The following is an 18,151-nucleotide window of genomic DNA, read 5'->3' as shown; positions in this document are numbered from 1 at the left end:
TTCACTATGGCAGATTCACCATGGCAGGACGGGCGCCCGGCGAGGCCCGGTATCGCGGCGGTCATCGGCCGTCGAGCCAGCTGAGCACCACCTCGCGCAGCCGCCGGGCCGTTGCCTTGCCGAGTCGCGGCGGTGTGGTGTCGGGGCCTGTCCCCGCGGGCATCTCGATGCCGATGATCCGGATGCCGCCCTGAAATAATCCCAGGGCATCGACCAGCGCCAGGGTGCCCGCCAGGTCGAGGCCATGAGAAGAAAGCGAGGACAGGGACGCGGCGGTCTCTGGGAGTTCCCCTGGCGCGAAGCCCCTGAGGGTGCCGGGCGGGCCCTGGCCGCGCATGGCATCGACCAGCAGCAGGCGGTCGCTCGCCGTCGCCGCATGGAGGAAGAGATCGACGGGCTGAGCGAGGCAGTCGACGCTGACATCGTCGCGGCCTGCCAGCGCCTCGCGTAACTCGTCGGCGGCGAGCCAGCCGAGCCGGTCCCCGCCATGGGGCGAGCCGAGCCCGAAGAGGTAGGCATGGCCCACCGGCCGGTCGTCGGCCCCGTCCTGCCTGGCCATTTCCGCCCCGGTCTCGCCCTGCTCAGTCTTGGGTGATTCAGTCGCGGGTGACTCAGTCTCGCGTGGCTTATTCTCGCAAGACATGGAAGTCGAGGAAGTGGGTGGCGCAGGAGATGCAGGGGTCGTAGTTGCGGATCACCATCTCGCCGTGCAGCCGCAGGGCGTCGTCGTCGCGCGCCAGGCCGAACCGCGTCAGGCTGGTCACGAGGTCTTCCTCCATTCGCGCCTGGTTCTGGCTGGTCGGCGGGACGATCCGGGCCTCGACCACCCGAGCCTCATCGTCGAGCGCGTAGCGATGCCAGAGAATGCCGCGGGGAGCCTCGGTGCAACCGAAGCCGACCCCGGCCCGGGTCGGCACCTCGACATGGGGCTCGGCGGTGGGGTCATAGTCCTCGGTTAGACGCAGCGCCTCGGCGAGGGCTACATGGATCTCCACCGCCCGGGCCACGATGCTGTGGAACATGTTGCGACTGGGGAAGGCCACGCCGCAGTCGTCGATCAGCCGCCTCAGGTCGGCGGGCAGCCGGTCGAGGTTGTTGTTGAGCCTTGCCAGCGGGCCGACCAGGTAGGGGTGGCCGTCGAGTTGGGCGTGCAGGGCCGTCGAGTGGGGAACCTGGAACTCCCGGAAGTGCTGCTCGAACTCGGCCGGGTCGATGTCGAGCCCCTGGTCGGAGACGATCCGGCCCGCGGTGATGGGGTAGTCCCGGGGATGGCGAAGCGAGACCGAGACGAAGTCCTGGTCGTCCTCGGGGATGGGGAGTCCGGCCGTCCAGGCGATCAGCTCGCGGGCCTCGTCGAGGCCCTCCGACATGCGCTCTCGCAGGGTCTCCATGGTCGCCATGTCGGGGGCATGGAAGAAGCCGCCCGGACAGAGGCCGACCGGGTGCACCGAGCGGCCGCCGAAGGTGCGGATGATCTCGTTGCCGAGCCCCTGGAGCCGCAGGCCGCGACGGACCTCGTCCGGATGGTCCTTGGCCATCGCCGGGGCACTGTCGTAGCCAAGGAAGTCGGGGGCGGCCAGCAGGTGGATGTGCAGGCTGTGGCTCTGCAGCCACTCGCCGCAGTACATCACCCGACGCATCGCCTCCACCCAGGGGGTGGGCGTGACGCCGAGGATCGACTCGATCGCCGCCACCGCGCTCATCTGGTAGGCCACCGGGCAGATGCCGCAGATGCGCGCCACGCTGTCGATCACGTCCTGGGTGCTGCGCCCCTCGAGCAACTTCTCGAACAGCCGGGGCGGCTCGAAGATGCGCAGCTTCAGCGCCTCGATCCGGCCCGCCTCGATGCGGATGTCGAGGGCGCCTTCGCCCTCGACCCGCGCCAGGATGGGCACATGGATCTCGCCGGTTCGCGTGGTGTGACTCATCCCTGTTCCCCCTCGCTGCGCGATCGTTGGATGACCCGTGCCTCCCAGTCCAGGCCCTCGCTCCGGAACGGTTCGGCATGACCGTTGATGAACAACAGGCGCCGGGCAACCTCATCGGCCGGCATGCCGGTATCGGCCAGGTGGGTGGCCAGGGCCGAGACGTTGGCCTGGACGGCGGGCCCGTAGCAGGCGTAGCAGTCGCGTTGCCAGCGCGGGCAGATCGCCCCGCAGCCGGTGCTGGTGACCGGGCCCATGCAGGGCCGGCCCTGAGACACCATCACGCACACGGCCTTTTGTCGCTTGCACTCCATGCACACCGCGCTGTGGTCGACCCGGGGCAGGTGGCCGGCCAGCATCGCCTTGGTGGCGCCGAGCACCTGTTCGCCGCTGACGGGGCAGCCCCAGAGTTCCAGGTCGACCTTGACGGTATCGGCGATGGGGGTCGAGTCGGCGAGCAGGTCGATGTGCTCGGGCTGGGCATAGACCCCGGATACCCACTCGTCGGCGTCATGGAGGTTGCGCAGTGCCTGGATGCCGCCGGCGGTGGCGCAGGCACCGATGGTGACCAGGAAGCGACTGCGCTTGCGGATGCCGCGCAGGCGCGTGGCGTCCTGTGAGGTGGCCACGCTGCCCTCGACGAAGGCGATGTCGACCTCGGCCTCCTCGTCGATCGGCCCGGCCTCGGCGAAATGCAGGATGTCGACGGTCTCGGCCAGGGTCAGCAGGGGCTCACCCAGGTTGAGGAAGGCCAGCTGGCAGCCGTCGCAGGAGCTGAACTTGTGCACGGCGATGCGCGCGCGGCGGGTCTCGTTGGTCATGGTCAGACTCCCCTGTGCGACAGGTAGGGCGCCAGTTCCCGGCAGGTGAAGACCGGGCCGTCGCGACACACGAACTTGGGCCCCAGCTGGCAGCGGCCGCAGGAGCCGATGGCGCAGTGCATGTTGCGCTCCATGCTGAGCCAGATCCGTTCTTCCGGCACCTGGCGCTGGCGCATCGCCTTGATCACCGCCCGCATCATGCCCTCCGGACCGCAGATGAAGACCGAGCAGTGCGCCGGGTCGATGTCGATGCGGTCGAAGAACTGGGTCACCGGGCCGACATGCCAGGGCCAGAGGGTGTCGCCGGTATCGGCGGTCAGATAGACCTCGACGTCCGGGTGCTGTCGCCAGGCATCGTAGCGCTCGCGCCAGATCAGGTCGTTGGAATGCTTGACCCCCTGGATGATGTGCATGCGGCCGAAGCGGCCCCGCCGGTGCAGGACGTACTCGATCAGCGAGACCGACGGCGCGCAGCCGAGCCCCCCCGTGACGATCACAAGGTCGGTGCCCTCGGCCTCCTCCGTCGGCCAGCCGCGGCCGTAGGGGCCGCGCAGGCCGAGCCGGTCGCCGACCCTGAGTTCCCCGAGGTTGCGGGTGACCGAGCCGACCTTGCGGATGGTGTGATCGATCATTTCCCGCTCGTCGGGATCGGAGACGATGGAAATCGGCACCTCGCCCATGCCCGGCAGGTAGAGCATGTTGAACTGGCCCATCGAGAAACGATAGGCGGCCTGCACAGCGGGATCGGTGAAGCGCAGCTGCAGGCTGAACATGTCCGGGGTCTCGTCCTTGCAGCCGACGACCTCGGCCTCGAAGGGCACCAGCGCGCTGGTCATGGCGTGTCCTCCCCGTCTGCAGGCCTAACGGGCGTCGTGGCGGCCGCGTCTTCGGGCGCCCTAGAAAGCGCGGCCAGCTCATCGATCACGTCGATGCCCACCGGGCACCAGGCGATGCAGCGGCCGCAGCCCACGCAGCCGCTGCGGCCGTACTGCTCCACCCAGGTGCCGAACTTGTGGGTCAGCCACTGGCGATAGCGCTGGGGCCGCTCTGCGCGGATGACGGTGCCGTGGATGTAGCTGTGGTCGGGGTCGAAGCAGCTGCCCCACTGCCGGCCGTGGTCGGACGCCTTCCCGTCCAGCGAGAGTTCGTCGACGTGGGTCTGGCAGAAGCAGGTGGGGCAGACCGCGGTGCAGTTGCCGCAGGTCAGGCAGCGGTCGTTCAGGCTCTGCCAGTGCGGGTGCTCGACGGCCGCCTGCAGCATGTCCGGCAGCGAGCCCTCGGGCAGCCGGCGCGTCTGCTGGTGGGTGGCCCGCTCGATCCCGGCCTCCATCTGCTCGAGCTGGTCATGGGTGGCCGGGGTCGTCTCCAGGGCGTCGAGGATGGCCTGGCCCTCCTGGGTGTGGGCCTCCACCACGAAGCCGGCATCGAGCTCGGACAGGGCCAGGTCGAAGCCGTGCTGGGCCCGCGGGCCGTCCCCGGTGGCGGTGCAGAAGCAGGTGGCGGCGGAGCGCATGCAGTTGACGGCGACCAGGAAGAGGTTGCGGCGCCGCTCCCGGTAGTGCGGGTCGGGATGGGCGTCGTTCAGGAAGTGGCGGTCATGGATCGACAGCGCGGCGAGGTCGCAGGCGCGCACGCCGATGACCGCCGTCGGTTGGGCCTCGGGGGGCTGCTCGCGGAAGACCAGCCGGCCGTCGGGCTGCCGCTCGCTCCGCCACAGCGTCTCGCGGGGCGCGAAGGTCAGCGGCTTGATCGCCTGGGGGCCCGTGGCCCAGTCGAAGAAGCGCCCGCTGTCGGAGCGCTCGAGCCGGTAGTGGCCGGGGGCCTGGGCGTCGGTGATCCCCTCGGGGAGCTGCTCGACCCGCGAGAGAGGCTCGAAGAGGATGGCGTGATCGCGCACCCGGGGGCCGATGACCTCATAGCCTGCCTCCACCAGACGGTCGAGGAGGGTCTGGAAGCGGTCCCTCGCCAGGAAGTGCCGTACCTTCATGGTGCCATGTCCCGTGCAATCGTCGTCAGTATGACCGGCGCGCAGGCGCCGGACGGGTCTCAGCAGATGCGGGGCAGGGGGTCGTCCTCGAGCTCCTGCAACAGGCGCTCGCCTCCCCACTCGTTGACCAGCAGCAGCCGGTCGTGATGCGGATCGAGCGTGCCGATCCGCTGCGCCTCCCGCCCCTGGGGCAGCGTCTGCCAGCGCCGCAGGGCCTCGTCGGCCTGGTCCTCGGCCACGATGGCCACCACCCGCCCCTCGCAGGCGATATAGAGCGGGTCGTAGCCCAGCATGTCGCAGGCGCTGCGCACGCTGCCGCGGATCGGCAGTCGCGATTCATCGAGGGTCACCCCCTGGCCCGTGGCGTGGATCACCTCGTGGAGCACGGTCGCCAGGCCTCCGCGGGTCGGGTCGCGCATGAAGCGCAGACCGGTCAGTCCCAGCAGCGCCCGGGTCAGGGGCACCACGCTTGCGCTGTCGGAGGCCAGCGTGCCGCTCAGGCCGAATTCCTCCCGGGCCAGCATCACGGCGATGCCATGGTCGCCCACCGGCCCACTCACCAGCACCGCATCGCCGGGGCGGATGCCCTCGGCGCCCAGCGCCAGGCCGCGCGGGCGCAGGCCGATCCCGGAGACCCCGAAGTAGGCGCCGCCGCAGAGGCCGCGCGGCAGCACCTTGGTATCGCCGGCCACCACCTGGACATCGCAGGCCCGGGCGGCGGTGGCCAGGCTAACGACGATCCGCTCGAGCTGCTCCAAGGGCAGCCCCTCCTCCAGGAAGGCGTTGAGGCTCAGGTATCGCGGCATGGCGCCGGCGACGGCGAGGTCGTTGACGGTGCCGTGCACGGCGAGGCTGCCGATGTCCCCCCCGGCGAAGAACAGCGGCTGCACGGTGACCCCGTCGCTGGTGAAGACCAGCTCCTGGTCGTCCTCCAGGGACAAGGGCAGCACGGCGGCATCGGCGAGGGGGGTCAGCCAGGGGTTGCCCAGGTGGCGGACGAAGACCGATTCGATCAGCTGGCGCATGAGGCGTCCGCCGTTGCCATGGGCAAGGGTGATGGTGTCCGTGTCATATACGGGCTGTGTCACTCACTGCTCCTCATTCCTGGCCAGTCGTGCCGGGCCTGTCCTGTAGCGCCAGAGTCTCCATGACCTGGCCGACGCTGATGGCGGCGTCGTTGCAGGGCAGCCGCTCGTGCAGCAGCACCGTGAAGCCGTCGCCTTCCAGCGCAGCCATGGCCGCCTCGGTCAGGCGGCGGTTCTGGAACACCCCCCCGGTCAGGCCGAGTGTCGTCACCCCCGAGCCTTCCCGGGCCGCCCCGGCCTGCCGACGGAGCACCTGGACCAGGGTGGCATGGACGTCTGCGGCACGCTGGGCGGGGGCGAGGGCAGCGTCAGCCAGGTGGCGGATCAGCGGGCGCCAGTCACAGCGTAGCACCCCGGCCGCGTCGTGATGCTGAGGCAGGTCAAGGCCCTGGCCGGCGCCGTCGGCCCTTTTCTTAGCCAAGGCCTCGAGCCGCATGGCGGCCTCGGCCTCGTGGCTGATCCGGCGAATTGGCAGCAGCAGCGCCGCGGCGGCATCGAAGAGTCGGCCCACGGCGGAACAGGTCGGGGCGTTGATGCCTCGCTCCCAGACCCCTCGCAGCAGGGTCAGCTCATCGTCGGTGCCGGGAACGTCCGGCGTCGCGAGGCCGCTCTGCCAGCTCAAGGTGACGGCGAGGCGCCAGGGCTCACGGATCGCCGCCTCGCCGCCGGGCAGGTCGAAGGGGGCGAAGGAAGCGTGGCGCTGCCAGCGACCGGGGCGTCCGAGCAGGGCTTCGCCGCCCCACAGGGTGCCGTCCGGGCCCAGGCCGGTGCCGTCCCAGGTGAAGACCAGGGTCGGCTCCCGGAAGCGGCCATGTTCCCCGCACAGCGCGGACGCATGGGCATGGTGGTGGGCGACCTCGTCACAGGGCAGGCCGCTGTCGCGGGCCCAGCGGGTGCCGTGATAGCCGGGGTGGGAATCGTGGAGGACCCGCGCCGGGTGCACGCCATAAAGGCTCGACAGGGTCGAGATCTGGCGCTCGAAGGCGCGCTGGGTGCCAAGGCTCGAGAGGTCGCCGATGTGCGGCGACAGCACTAGCCGGTTCCCCCAGGCGAGGCAGATGGTGGCCTTCTGATGGGCGCCTACGGCGAGCACTGGCTGCGATAGGCGATAAGGCAACTCGAGTTCCAGAGGGGCGGCGCCTCGGCCGAGGCGCAGGGGGCGCGCTCGCCCGGCGATGGGCCGACGGACGCCGTCGTCGACGCGCTGCAGGATGGGGCGGTCATGGTGCAGGAAGGCGTCGGCGACCCGGCCGAGGCGCTCTTCGGCTTCCTCTGGGTCGGTGATGATGGGCTCCCCGGCCAGGTTGGCCGAGGTGGCGACCAGCGGACGCCCCAGGGCCTCCAGCAGCAGGTGATGCAGGGGCGCGTAGGGCAGCAGGACGCCGACCTCGTCGAGCCCGGGGGCGATGCCTTCCGACAGGCACGCCCCCAGGCCGTCGGTGAAGCCGCCGGTGAAGCCGGTGAAGAGAGAGTCGGCCCGATTCGGCAACAGCACGACCGGACGCTCGTCCGCGAGGAGGGCCTCGGTGGCCGCCGGGTCTAGCCGGGCATGCTCGCGCACGGCGTCCAGGCCGTCCTCGCCCCGCCAGGGAAACATCACGGCGAGCGGCTTATGCGGCCGGTGCTTGCGCTCGCGCAGGGTCGCAATGGGGGCCGGTCGGCCGGCATCGGCCATCAGGTGATAGCCGCCGACACCCTTCACGGCGACGATCCGGCCCGCGTCGAGGGCCGCAATCGCGGCGGCCAGCGCCTCCTCGTGGGTATCGGGGGCGGCCGTGAGTGTCCGCTCGCCCTCCACGAAGTTCTCTACAAACGTCAGGCGGGGCCCGCACTGCGGACAGCCGATCGACTGGGCATGGAAGCGCCGGTTCTCCGGGTCCTCGTATTCCTTCTGGCAGGCCGGGCAGAGCGGAAACGCCGTCAGGCTGGTGCGCGCCCGATCGTAGGGTAGCCGCTCGATCACGCTGTAGCGCGGGCCGCACTGGTCGCAGTGGGTGAAGGGGTAACGGTAGTGGCGATCGTTCGGGTCGTGCATCTCCGCCAGGCAGGCCGGGCAGACCGGGGTGTCCAGCGGCAGGTGGACCGGGCCCGCCTGTCCGCCTTCGTCATCGCTTGGCTGGATCACGAACGGTCGGGCCGCGTTCGGTCGGGCCGCGCTGGGCCCCGCCTCGATCGTCTCGCGGCTCGCGATACGGGGGCTCGCCAGTCGCGGGGCCTCATCGAGCAGGGCGCGCTCGAACGCTTCCAGCCGACCGGTGGTGCCCCTGGCCTCGATCACCACCTCGCCGCCCCGGTTGCGCACCTGGCCCGCCAGCACCAGCCGGCTGGCCAGGCGCTGGACGAAAGGACGAAAGCCCACCCCCTGGACGACGCCGGCCAGCACCCAGCGGCGCGCCACCAGGTCGGACGTTGGCCCGACCGTGGCTGTCTCGTCAGGGGCTGTCTCATCGGGGGCAGCGTCGATGGCGGTGGCGGCGATCCGCCGAGCGGACGGCGCCTGTGTCGACCGGACGCCGCTCGCCCACCAGATCCGGCAGGCGCCCTCGTCGGAGACCATGCAGGGGCCCACCGGGTGGTTCGGCTGGCAGGCGATGCCGTAGAGCCGGCACTCCGGTGGCCGGATCCGGCCCAGAACCACCTCGGCGCAGTCGCAGCCGGCCGGCATCTCGCCGCGTCGTGCGTAGGCGGCGTCGAACACCTCGGGAAACTGCCGTCGGGCGTCGCGGTGGGCGAGGGCCTCCGTGCAGGCATAGCCCGAGTCGGCAAGGGTGCCGATGCCGCGCCAGTTGGCCGCGGTGATGTCGAACGTCGCGGCCATCAGCTCCCGCGCCCGAGGGTTGCCGTCGGCGTTGACGCACTGCGGATAGGCGTTGTCCAGCCGGGGGGCCTGGTCGAGCGCCTGTCGGAGCACTGCGTGCAGGCCCTCCAGGATCAGGCCGGGGGTGAAGCCGGCCACGGCGGTGGGCAGACCGTGTGACTCGGCGACGAAGCGCCACTGCTCGGCGCCCATGATCGTCGCCACGTGTCCCGGGGCGATCAGCGCATCGAAGCCGGCCCGGCCATCGTCCAGCAGGTGGGCGATGGCCGGCCAGGTCTGGCGGGCGCTGAGCAGCAGCAGCAGGTTGTCCGGCAGGTCCGCTCGCGAGAACAGGGCAGCGAGGGGCGCGGTGGTCGTCTCGAAGCCGGCGGCGAAGAAGACCACTCGCTTGCCGGGATGCCGGCGGGCCAGGGCCAGCACCTCGCCGGGGGAGGCCACCGGCACCACATTGCCGCCCAGGGCCCTTGCCGCCTGAAGGGAGCGTGGCTCCCGCTTTGGGGCATTGCAGGGTACGTGCACCATGTCGCCGAAGGTGGCGACGATGACGTCGTCCTGAAGGCTGAGGGCCACCGCGGCATGGATATCCTCCTCGGGACAGACGCAGACGGGGCAGCCCGGCCCGGGGATCAGTTCCAGGTAGTCGGGCAATACCTTTCGCAGGCCGGCATGGGTGATGGTGCGCTCGTGGCCGCCGCAGACGTTCATGATCCGCAGGCTCCCCGACGGGGGCCGGGGCAGGGCGCGTATCCGCGACAGCCAGTCGCCGGGAGACGGTGTCGTCATGGATGGGCCGGTGAGGCGGGGCGGAAGACTCGCCGGCGCCGCTCGGCCAGGCCGGCCTCGAGCCACTCCAGCCAGGCATCCAGCGGCCCCGACTTGCTGCTCAGCGCCATCACAGGGGTGGCGGAGGCGAGCCTTCGCATGTGCTCCGCCACGGCCTCGACGTCGAAGTCGTCGAGGACCGGCAACAGGTCGGTCTTGGTGACCAGCACCAGGTCGCTTGAGCGGAACATGACCGGGTACTTGAGTGGCTTGTCGTCACCCTCCGGGGTCGAGAGCAGGGTGACGTTGGCATGCTGGCCCAGGTCGAAGCTCGCGGGGCAGACCAGGTTGCCGACATTCTCGATGAACAGGATGTCCAACTCGTCCAGCGGCAACGCATGAGCCGCGCGGTGCACCATGGCCGCATCCAGGTGGCAGGCGCTGCCCGTGGTGATCTGGACCGCGGGCACGCCCTTGGCGCGGATTCGCCGGGCATCGTTCTCGGTCTCCAGGTCGCCCTCGATTACCGCCAGCCGGTAGCGTCCACTCAGCGCCTCGATGGTGGCCTCCAGCAGGCGGGTCTTGCCGGCGCCGGGCGAGGACATCAGGTTGACGACCAGCAGCCCGGCGCGGTCGAAGTGCTCGCGGTTGTGACGCGCGGCCTCTTCGTTGTGGGCCTTCAGGCCCTCGAGCACCTCCACGGTGTGGACGTCATGCTCGGTCGAGGCATGCTGCAGGTGGTCGGGAATGGCGCAGCCGCAGGTCTGGCACACGATGGGGCTCCTATGGGATCGGATGGACTAGGGGCTCGAGGGGGAGGTCGGGCAGCCCGGCGAGGTCGACGCTGACCAGCAGCAGTTCGTCGCCACCAGTCAGTCGGGTCTGCCAGTGGCCACAGCGGGGACAGGTCAGGTCGTTGACGCTGGCGTCGGCCTCCCGCTGGCAGCGGGGGCAGTGGACCCGAACCGGCGAGGTCGTCATCTCGAGCCGCGCGCCCTCGGCGGGGGTATGGCGACTGGCCAGCGGAAAGGCCTCGCGCATCAGCTCGGCCTCGACGCCGGAGAGCGGTCCGAAGCGTACACAGACACGTCGGATGCGCGGCGCGCCATGCTCCGCGGCGACACGGGTGGCCTGGCGGACCAACGACCGGCACAGGCTCAGCTCATGCACCTTCCGGGGCTCCGTCGTCATCCGTGTTGCCGGGGACGTCCATCTCGTCGAGCAGTCGCCAGGTCGCCAGGGCATCATCGGGTTCCAGCCGCTGCAGGGCGTAGCCGACATGCACGATGACGAAGTCGCCTATGGCGAGGCCCTGGTCCTGAACCAGCATCAGGTCGATATCGCGCTCGATGCCGCGGGAAGCCGCTCGCGCCGTGTCGCCGTCGATGCGGGTGATCTGCATGGGTATCGCCAGGCACATGATCGGTGGTCGGGCTCCCTCGTCGGGTGGCGTGAGCATCGTTATATTCACTATAGATGAACTGTTGCCTTTTCGGCATGGCCGTTCCGCGTGTCCGCGTGAATACGTCCGATCCGGGTGATGGACGGCACTTTCTGCTACGATGGCCGCCTTCCATCATGGCTCCCATGGCTCCACCCGACGGCGCTCGGTGTCCTTGCGACTTGTCCCGCTGTCCGCCTTCTCCTGCAGGTCTATCCTCGTGTCTGATTCCTCTGCCGACTTCGCCGCACTGCCGCTGGCGCCGGAACTGTTGTCCAACCTCGCCACGCTTGGCTATCACACCATGACGCCGATCCAGGCCGAGAGCCTGCCGCCGATGCTGGCGGGGCGCGACGTGATCGCCCGGGCGAAGACCGGGTCTGGAAAGACCGCGGCCTTCGGCCTGGGGCTGCTGTCGCGGCTTTCGCTCTCGAACTCCTCGGTGCAGGGTCTGGTGCTCTGCCCGACCCGGGAGCTGGCCGACCAGGTGGCCGGCGAGCTGCGTCGCCTGGCGCGCAGCCTACCCAACGTCAAGGTGCTGACCCTTTGCGGTGGCGCCCCCCTGAGGCCACAGCGCGCCTCGCTGGAGCATGGTGCGCACCTCGTCGTCGGCACACCGGGACGAGTGGAGGAGCACCTGCGCAAGGGGTGGCTCATGCTGGACGGGCTGGAGACCCTGGTGCTGGACGAGGCCGACCGCATGCTCGACATGGGCTTCCAGGCCGCCATGGAGGCGATCATTGCCGAGACCCCGGCGAGCCGCCAGATGCTGCTGTTCAGCGCCACCTATGCCGAGGCCATAAGGCCCATCGCCGAACGCCTCATGCGTGACCCGGTCACGGTGGAGGTGGCCGAGCCACATGACGAGACCACGATCCGCCAGCACTTCTACCGGGTGGCCGACGAATCGGTCCGCTTCGAGGCGCTGCACCGTCTGTTGCTGCAATATCGGCCAGCGTCCAGCGTGGTTTTCTGCAATACCAAGCGCGAGACCGACGAGGTCGCCGATGCCCTCAACGAGGTGGGCTTCAGCGCCCTGGCGCTGCACGGCGACCTCGAGCAGCGCGACCGCGACCGCCTGCTGGTGCTGTTCGCCAACGGCAGCGCCTCGATCCTGGTGGCCACCGACGTGGCGGCCCGGGGGCTGGACATCGATGCCCTTGACGCGGTGTTCAACTACCGCATCGCCCGCGAGCTCGAGGTGCACGTCCACCGTATCGGGCGAACCGGTCGGGCCGGGGGCTCCGGAATGGCCTGTACCCTGGTCGCCGAGCAGGAAGACTACCGGTTGGCGCGACTCGCCGACTTCCTCGGCGAGTCCCTCGAGACGGAGCCGTTGCCCTCCCGCGCGGTGCTGGATCGTTCACCCTTCACCCCGGCCATGACGACGCTTGAGCTCGGTGGCGGGAAGAAGCAGAAGCTGCGCCCCGGCGACATCCTCGGCGCCCTGACCGGCGAGGGCGGGATCGCCGGCGATCAGGTGGGCAAGATCAAGGTGCTCGCCAACAGCGCCTATGTCGCCGTGCGACGCGACGTCGCCCGAGCGGCCCTCGACCAGCTGGGCAACGGCAAGCTCAAGGGGCGCAGCTTTCGTGCCCGTCGCATCAGCCGCTAGCCATCAGGGCGTCCCCACTCATTGCTATCAGGAGGCGTTCATGGCGGAGCCATCATCCCCCGATGACTCGCTTACCCTGACTCTGGGCCATGAGGAGCTGATCATTCGTCAGCGCTACGAGGCGCTGAGCAGCGCCGGATCGATGCGCGTGGAAAGCCCAAGCAGCGGGGCCTCGGGGGTGGCGAAGGTCTCGCACTCTAAGGGCAGCGGCAGGTTCTGCGCCAGCTTCTGGAGGAATAGGCAAGCATCGCACAGGATCGCCTGTCGCGAAGAGGGGCCGGGAGCCCCATAATGGTCGACCCTCATCATCCGCATGAGCCCACACTCTCAGGAGCACACCGAACCCATGAGCCATCAAGCCAAAGGTTATGCCGCCCATTCGGCCGAGACGGACCTCGCTCCGTTCAGCTTCGAGCGTCGCACGCCGCGCCCGGACGATGTGTCCATCGAGATCGACTACTGCGGTGTCTGTCACTCCGACCTGCACTTCGCCCGCAACGACTGGGGCATGAGCAAGTATCCCCTGGTGCCGGGCCACGAGATCGTCGGCCGCGTCACCGCCGCCGGCAGCGAGGTCACCCGGTATAAGGTCGGCGATGTGGTCGGCGTCGGCTGTATGGTGGATTCCTGCCGCCACTGTCGTGCCTGCCAGGATGACCTGGAGCAGTACTGCCTGAAAGGCATGACCATGACCTATGGCAGCCCGGACCGTCATGACGGCACCATGACCCAGGGCGGCTACTCCGACTCGGTGGTGGTCAGCGAGCGCTTCGTGGTCTCGGTTCCCGACAATCTCGATCCGGCCGCGGCGGCACCGCTTCTGTGTGCCGGCATTACCACCTACTCGCCGCTGCGCCACTACGGCGTCAAGGCCGGCGACCGGGTCGGCGTCATCGGCATGGGTGGCCTGGGCCACATGGGCGTCAAGTTCGCCAAGGCGCTGGGCTGCGAGGTCACGCTGTTCACCCGCTCGGAGGCCAAGGTCGGCGAGGCCAAGAAGCAGGGCGCCGATCACGTCATCGTCTCCACCGACGACGACCAGATGGCGGCCGCAGCCGAGCAGTTTGACTTCCTGCTCGACACCGTGCCGGTCCCCCATGACCTCAATCCCTACCTCGCCACCCTGAAGTACGACGGCACCCACATCCTGGTCGGCTTGATGCAGGAAGTGGATCCGGCCCTGATGGGCGGCAACCTGGTGATGAAGCGCCGCGTGCTTGCCGGCTCGCTGATCGGGGGCATGGCGGAGACCCAGGAAGTGCTGGATTTCTGTGCCGAGCACGACATCACCTGCGACATCGAGATGCTCGACATCAAGAACATCAACGAGGCCTACGAGCGCATGAAGAAGGGCGACGTGAAGTACCGCTTCGTGATCGACATGGCCACCCTCAAGGACACACAGCCGGCCTGATCCGCCCGGTGACTCACCCTGCGCCCGCCCCCGGTCCTGCCGCGGGCGGGCGCTGTCGTGTTGTGCCCTGTCGCGAGCAGGCGTCCTGGCCTCGTGGCAAGATGGGCATGTGGAGGGGGGGAGATCGTGCCCGCATGTACGCTTCCGCCTCGATCATGAGAAGATGTATCAGGCGCCTGGTTCGAGGGCGCGTCACCGGCAAGGCAGGGCCCCGTTCAGGCGTTATGAAGATACCGAAGAGACTACAACCGCTGGTCGACGATGGCTTGATCGACGAGGTCGAGAGCCAGTTGATGAGCGGAAAGGAAGCCCAGGTGTTCGTGGTGCGCTCCCATGGCGAGCGACGCTGCGCCAAGGTCTTCAAGGAAGCCAAGCAGCGCAGCTTCAAGCAGGCCGTTCAGTACCAGGAAGGGCGCCGCGAGCGCAACAGCCGCCGCTCCAGGGCCATGGCCAAGAAGACGCGCTACGGCCAGAAGGAGCAGGAGCAGGCCTGGCTCAACGCCGAGGTCGATGCCCTCTACCGGCTGGCCGCGGCGGATGTGCGGGTGCCCAAGCCCTATGGCTTCATCGATGGCGTGCTGCTGATGGAGATGATCAGCGATGCCGAGGGTCTCACCGCCCCGCGCCTGGACGACGTGACCCTGAGCGCCGAAGAAGCCCGCGAGTACTACGCCAAGATCCTCGCCGACGTGGTGAAGATGCTGTGTGCCGGCCTGATTCACGGTGACCTGTCCGAGTTCAACGTGCTGCTGGCCTCCGACGGGCCGGTGATCATCGACCTGCCCCAGGCGGTGGACGCCGCCGGCAACAACAGCGCCGAGTGGATGTTCGAGCGCGACGTGGACAACATGCGCCGCTACTTCGGACGCTTCGCCCCGGAGCTTCTGGCCACCGACTACGGCAAGGAGATCTGGGCGCTCTATGAAGCCGGCGACCTGCACCCGGATAGCCAGTTGACCGGCTGCTTCGAGCACGATACCAGCACCGTTGATGTGGACGAGCTGATGACCGTGATCGATGACGTTCGCGAGGAGGAGGCCGAGCGTCGGGCCGCGCTGGACGGCGACCGGGAGCCCGGCGTGGAGGAGGCCGCGGAGGCCTGGCGGGAGTCCCACGACGAACGATGATGCTGGCGCTACCCACCGCTCTCCCGAAACCCGCCATAAGGCGGGTTTCTGCTGTCTGGCCCTGCCTTCGCCACGAGGTAAAGGAGCCGACCATGCCCCGGACGCCTGCCGTCTTTCGATGTGTCGGGTGATACTTTCTACTGGTTTTTCCCCCTTCCACTACTGGTTTGCCCCCCTTCCACTGGTTGGCGTGAGCATTTGGGGCTGTACTTAATCATCGCGAAAGCGATGAAGCCGCAAAGGGAGAGCCCCGGATTTCCGGGAGGGCTTTTGCCCTGCCGGCGATGACCTGCCTGACGGCGCGGCCACCGCGGTGATGCTCCCTAGCGCGTAAGGGAGGACAGCTGCAATGAAGAACCTGCATGGTGGTATGAAATGGATGGTCGGACCGGGCCTGGTCGCGCTGCTGGCGAGCCTGGCCGGGAGTGGTGTGGTCATGGCCGACCAGGCGATGGTCGATGACGCCCTGGCGGCCACCTGGCCGGGCATGAAGAGCGGGGCCCAGGTGGTCGATTGGGAAGGCAATGTGCTGCAGGAGGGCGACAACGGCTATACCTGCATGCCGACGCCGCCGAGCATGACGGGGACGGCGCCGCTGTGCCTCGACGAGGCCTGGATGCACTGGGCTAAGGCCTGGCAGAGCAAGCAGCCGTTCGAGGCCGGGTCGATGGGCATCGCCTACATGCTGGCCGGCGACGAAGGGGCGAGCAATGTCGACCCCTACGCCGAGGGGATGACGGACGACAACGAGTGGATTAAGGAAGGGCCGCACCTGATGATCATCGCCCCGGCGGCGCTGCTAGAGGGCTACCCGACCGACCCGGACAATGGCGGCCCCTACGTGATGTGGAAAGGCACCGACTACCAGCACCTGATGGTGCCCGTCGGGGCGCGTGACTGAGCGTTCCTGGGCATCCCATTGCATGATTCGCCACGGCCTTTCATGAACCACCACGGCCTTCCATGAACCACCACGGCCTTTCATGAACCACCACGGCATGGCGTGACACCCATGCCCCTCAATGACTACGGCCGGCCCCCAGGGCCGGCCGTAGTCGGAGTGCGGCGGTGGAAGCCCGCATCACGCCTCCTGCTGGATCTCGGCGTTGTGGAAGACGTTCTGCACATCGTCCAGGTCGTTCAAGGTGTCGAGCAGCTTCTCGAACATCGCCACGTCGTCGCCCTCGACCGGGGTCACGGTCTGGGGGACGAACTGGATCTCGTCGACCTCGAATTCGAGTTCGCCGAAGGCATCGATCAGTGCCTGCTTGGCCTTGGCGTACTCCGTATGAGGGGCGAAGACGGTGATGTGCCCTTCCTCGTTCTCGATGTCGGTGACATCGACGTCGGCCTCCATCAACGCCTCCAGCGTGGCCTCCTCGTCATCGCCCGGGAAGGCGAGGATGGCGCAGTGATCGAACATGTGGCTGACGCTGCCCGGCGTGCCGAGCTTGCTCTTGGCCTTGTTGAAACAGGCACGCACGTCGCCGAAGGTGCGATTCGGGTTGTCGGTCAGGCAGTCGACGATGACCATGCAGTTTCCCGGTCCGAAACCCTCGTAGCGCGCCGTAGAGAAGTCCTCGCCGCCCACGCCGCTGGCCTTGTCCAGCGCCTTGTCGATCACGTGGGAAGGCACCTGGTCCTTCTTGGCACGCTCGATCAGGCCGCGCAGGGAAAGGTTTCCCGCCGGGTCGGTGCCCCCCTGCTTGGCGCAGACATAGATCTCGCGGCCATACTTGCTGTAAACCTTGGTCTTGGCGTCGGCCGTCTTGGCCATGGATTCCTTGCGGTTCTGGAAGGCCCTGCCCATTGCATTGTCCTGTGGCGTCGAAACACGAAGCTGGATTCTACGAAACCGACGCGGACGGTAACAGGGATATTTTCCTGCCCGCCGCGGTGTCTTGGCGCCCGTCACGGCTACACTGCCAGGGAACCTCGTTCCCCCTGGAGTCTCATTAGATGGATCACCACGCCTACCGCCATGCCCTGGCCGACTGCCTCGCCGAGAGCGAGTTGCCTTTTGCCCCCGAGGAGTTCGACGCCCGTCGCCGTCGCGTACGACAGGCCATGCGGGGTGCCGGGCTCGAGGCGCTGCTGCTCACCGATCCCGCCGACATCTTCTATCTGACGGGTTATCACACCTTCGAGGTCTCGGTGTTCACCTGCCTGGTGGTCTCGGCCGACCGGCTGGTGTTGCAGGTGCCTTCCATCGAGACCGGTCCGGCCGTGGTCACGGCCAGGGTGGACGAGATACTGGGCTATCGCTGGGAAGGGATGGAGGAGGTCATCGATCCGCTGGCCGAGGTGCTCGCGCCGTTCCAGGCCATCGGCGTGGACGCCTTCGGGGCCGGCCTGCGCCATGGCGTCATCCGCGAGCTGCAGGCCCGCCTCGGTGTCGGGCGCTTCCGCGATGACGGCGGGGAGCTTCTCGACCGACTCCGCATCGTCAAGACGCCGGCGGAGCTCGACTGTCTGCGCGAGAGTGCGCGGATCACCGCCATCGGTCTTGAGGCGGCCATGGCGGTCATCGCCCCCGGCGTCACCGACAACGAGGTGGCGGCGGAGGGCAGCCGGGCCCTGCTGGCCGCAGGCAGCGAGTTCATGAGCCTGCAGCCCATCGTGACCACCGGCCGTCGCATCAGCATCATCCACGTCAACCACAAGCGACAGGTGATTGCCGCGGACGAGCCGGTGTTCCTGGAGTTCGGTTCCGCCTACCAACGCTATACCGCGCCGATGATGCGTACCGCCGTGGCGGGCCGGGCCAGCGCCGAGATGCAGGCGTTGCGCGATGTCTGTCGCGGGATGTTCGAGGCGCTGACCGCCAACATGCGCCCCGGGCACTCCTTCGACGATGCGGCCCGGGCCGCCGAGGCCGTGCTGGCCCCCCATGTTGACCGGGCGTTCTTCTCGGGCGTGTTTGGGTATGCGGTGGGGGCCCAGTTCCCGCCCAGCTGGGTCGAGGGGACCGGCTACATCGCCCGCGGCCAGGACCGCGAGTTCGAGGCCGACATGGTCTTCCACCTGCCGCTCTGCCTGCGGCTGCCGGGCCAGTGGGGCATCGGCCTCAGCGATACCGTGCTTGTCACGCCCGAGGGCGGGCAGCCGCTCACCGACAACGACTGGCAATTGCACGAGCGGGCTTAAAACTCGCGC

Annotated in this window: 17 protein-coding genes; 5 read left to right on the top strand and 12 right to left on the bottom strand. The window is 68.7% G+C overall.

What is annotated here, in order from left to right:
- Positions 1-61: 61 nt before the first annotated feature.
- From ABE960_RS06050 to ABE960_RS06005, 10 genes are all read right to left on the bottom strand, one after another.
- Positions 62-559 carry a hydrogenase maturation protease gene (locus ABE960_RS06050; RefSeq protein ID WP_349761324.1) on the bottom strand — a complete coding sequence of 166 codons (498 nt, stop codon included), beginning with the start codon at positions 557-559 and terminating at the stop codon, positions 62-64.
- A 67-nt stretch (positions 560-626) separates the two neighbouring features.
- Positions 627-1,928 carry a Ni/Fe hydrogenase subunit alpha gene (locus ABE960_RS06045; RefSeq protein ID WP_349761323.1) on the bottom strand — a complete coding sequence of 434 codons (1,302 nt, stop codon included), beginning with the start codon at positions 1,926-1,928 and terminating at the stop codon, positions 627-629.
- A complete protein-coding gene (locus ABE960_RS06040) occupies positions 1,925-2,746 on the bottom strand; it encodes an NADH-quinone oxidoreductase subunit B family protein (protein WP_349761322.1) in 822 nt (273 codons plus the stop codon). The genes ABE960_RS06045 and ABE960_RS06040 overlap by 4 nt, the downstream gene beginning before the upstream one ends.
- Positions 2,747-2,748: 2 nt before the next feature.
- The gene (locus tag ABE960_RS06035; RefSeq protein WP_349761321.1) at positions 2,749-3,582 is read right to left on the bottom strand and encodes an FAD/NAD(P)-binding protein; all 834 of its coding nucleotides are present in this window, start codon (positions 3,580-3,582) and stop codon (positions 2,749-2,751) included.
- Positions 3,579-4,733, bottom strand: a complete 1,155-nt coding sequence (locus ABE960_RS06030) for a 4Fe-4S dicluster domain-containing protein (protein WP_349761320.1) — start codon at positions 4,731-4,733, stop codon at positions 3,579-3,581. Before ABE960_RS06030 ends, ABE960_RS06035 begins: the two co-directional genes overlap by 4 nt.
- Positions 4,734-4,792: 59 nt before the next feature.
- Positions 4,793-5,821 (bottom strand): hydrogenase expression/formation protein HypE, encoded by a 1,029-nt coding sequence (gene hypE, locus ABE960_RS06025; RefSeq protein WP_349761319.1) that lies wholly within the window; start codon positions 5,819-5,821, stop codon positions 4,793-4,795.
- A gap of 10 nt (positions 5,822-5,831) precedes the next feature.
- Complete coding sequence (gene hypF / locus ABE960_RS06020) at positions 5,832-9,419, bottom strand: carbamoyltransferase HypF (protein WP_349761318.1); 3,588 nt, start codon at positions 9,417-9,419, stop codon at positions 5,832-5,834.
- On the bottom strand, positions 9,416-10,171 hold the full coding sequence (gene hypB / locus ABE960_RS06015) for a hydrogenase nickel incorporation protein HypB (protein WP_349761317.1): 756 nt from the start codon (positions 10,169-10,171) through the stop codon (positions 9,416-9,418). Before hypB ends, hypF begins: the two co-directional genes overlap by 4 nt.
- 10 nt (positions 10,172-10,181) lie before the next feature.
- Entirely contained in the window at positions 10,182-10,568 is a 387-nt protein-coding gene (locus tag ABE960_RS06010) for a hydrogenase maturation nickel metallochaperone HypA/HybF (protein ID WP_349761316.1), read from the bottom strand.
- The gene (locus ABE960_RS06005) at positions 10,561-10,857 is read right to left on the bottom strand and encodes a HypC/HybG/HupF family hydrogenase formation chaperone (protein ID WP_349761315.1); all 297 of its coding nucleotides are present in this window, start codon (positions 10,855-10,857) and stop codon (positions 10,561-10,563) included. The genes ABE960_RS06010 and ABE960_RS06005 overlap by 8 nt, the downstream gene beginning before the upstream one ends.
- Positions 10,858-11,059: 202 nt before the next feature.
- On the opposite strand from ABE960_RS06005, the gene dbpA reads away from it, so the two are divergent.
- On the top strand, positions 11,060-12,454 hold the full coding sequence (gene dbpA, locus ABE960_RS06000; protein ID WP_349761314.1) for an ATP-dependent RNA helicase DbpA: 1,395 nt from the start codon (positions 11,060-11,062) through the stop codon (positions 12,452-12,454).
- 114 nt (positions 12,455-12,568) lie between these two features.
- Here dbpA and ABE960_RS14850 read toward each other — a convergent pair whose 3' ends face one another.
- Positions 12,569-12,769, bottom strand: a complete 201-nt coding sequence (locus tag ABE960_RS14850; protein WP_432765344.1) for a hypothetical protein — start codon at positions 12,767-12,769, stop codon at positions 12,569-12,571.
- Between the two features lie 31 nt (positions 12,770-12,800).
- Here ABE960_RS14850 and ABE960_RS05990 point away from each other — a divergent pair, with 31 nt between their 5' ends.
- From ABE960_RS05990 to ABE960_RS05980, 3 genes are all read left to right on the top strand, one after another.
- Positions 12,801-13,868 carry an NAD(P)-dependent alcohol dehydrogenase gene (locus ABE960_RS05990; protein ID WP_349761313.1) on the top strand — a complete coding sequence of 356 codons (1,068 nt, stop codon included), beginning with the start codon at positions 12,801-12,803 and terminating at the stop codon, positions 13,866-13,868.
- A gap of 224 nt (positions 13,869-14,092) precedes the next feature.
- Positions 14,093-14,995: a PA4780 family RIO1-like protein kinase gene (locus ABE960_RS05985; RefSeq protein ID WP_349761312.1), complete on the top strand. Its 903-nt coding sequence runs from the start codon at positions 14,093-14,095 to the stop codon at positions 14,993-14,995.
- Positions 14,996-15,344: 349 nt separating this feature from the next.
- A complete protein-coding gene (locus tag ABE960_RS05980; RefSeq protein WP_349761311.1) occupies positions 15,345-15,896 on the top strand; it encodes a hypothetical protein in 552 nt (183 codons plus the stop codon).
- A gap of 180 nt (positions 15,897-16,076) precedes the next feature.
- Here the strand turns inward: ABE960_RS05980 and ABE960_RS05975 are convergent, their stop codons facing one another.
- The gene (locus ABE960_RS05975; protein ID WP_349761310.1) at positions 16,077-16,805 is read right to left on the bottom strand and encodes a YebC/PmpR family DNA-binding transcriptional regulator; all 729 of its coding nucleotides are present in this window, start codon (positions 16,803-16,805) and stop codon (positions 16,077-16,079) included.
- Between the two features lie 149 nt (positions 16,806-16,954).
- Between ABE960_RS05975 and ABE960_RS05970 the strand changes: the two genes are divergently transcribed.
- Positions 16,955-18,142 carry a M24 family metallopeptidase gene (locus ABE960_RS05970; protein ID WP_349761309.1) on the top strand — a complete coding sequence of 396 codons (1,188 nt, stop codon included), beginning with the start codon at positions 16,955-16,957 and terminating at the stop codon, positions 18,140-18,142.
- The last annotated feature ends 9 nt before the right edge of the window (positions 18,143-18,151 follow it).

The sequence above is a fragment of the Halomonas aquatica genome (assembly GCF_040196335.1).
GTDB classification, from domain to species: Bacteria; Pseudomonadota; Gammaproteobacteria; order Pseudomonadales; family Halomonadaceae; genus Halomonas; species Halomonas aquatica.
Note: the sequence above shows the minus strand (reverse complement) of the source record. Positions and strands in the feature narration are given on the sequence as shown.

Bases quoted from the DNA above. Each gene is read 5' to 3' on its own strand.
- ABE960_RS06040 (WP_349761322.1), bottom strand. From the start codon at position 2,746: ATGACCAACGAGACCCGCCGCGCGCGCATCGCCGTGCACAAGTTCAGC.
- ABE960_RS05980 (WP_349761311.1), top strand. From the start codon at position 15,345: ATGAAGAACCTGCATGGTGGTATGAAATGGATGGTCGGACCGGGCCTG.
- ABE960_RS06030 (WP_349761320.1), bottom strand. From the start codon at position 4,733: ATGAAGGTACGGCACTTCCTGGCGAGGGACCGCTTCCAGACCCTCCTC.
- ABE960_RS05970 (WP_349761309.1), top strand. From the start codon at position 16,955: ATGGATCACCACGCCTACCGCCATGCCCTGGCCGACTGCCTCGCCGAG.
- hypF (WP_349761318.1), bottom strand. From the start codon at position 9,419: ATGACGACACCGTCTCCCGGCGACTGGCTGTCGCGGATACGCGCCCTG.
- ABE960_RS06005 (WP_349761315.1), bottom strand. From the start codon at position 10,857: ATGCTCACGCCACCCGACGAGGGAGCCCGACCACCGATCATGTGCCTG.
- ABE960_RS05975 (WP_349761310.1), bottom strand. From the start codon at position 16,805: ATGGGCAGGGCCTTCCAGAACCGCAAGGAATCCATGGCCAAGACGGCC.
- ABE960_RS14850 (WP_432765344.1), bottom strand. From the start codon at position 12,769: ATGCGGATGATGAGGGTCGACCATTATGGGGCTCCCGGCCCCTCTTCG.
- ABE960_RS06045 (WP_349761323.1), bottom strand. From the start codon at position 1,928: ATGAGTCACACCACGCGAACCGGCGAGATCCATGTGCCCATCCTGGCG.
- ABE960_RS06035 (WP_349761321.1), bottom strand. From the start codon at position 3,582: ATGACCAGCGCGCTGGTGCCCTTCGAGGCCGAGGTCGTCGGCTGCAAG.
- ABE960_RS05990 (WP_349761313.1), top strand. From the start codon at position 12,801: ATGAGCCATCAAGCCAAAGGTTATGCCGCCCATTCGGCCGAGACGGAC.
- ABE960_RS06050 (WP_349761324.1), bottom strand. From the start codon at position 559: ATGGCCAGGCAGGACGGGGCCGACGACCGGCCGGTGGGCCATGCCTAC.
- ABE960_RS05985 (WP_349761312.1), top strand. From the start codon at position 14,093: ATGAAGATACCGAAGAGACTACAACCGCTGGTCGACGATGGCTTGATC.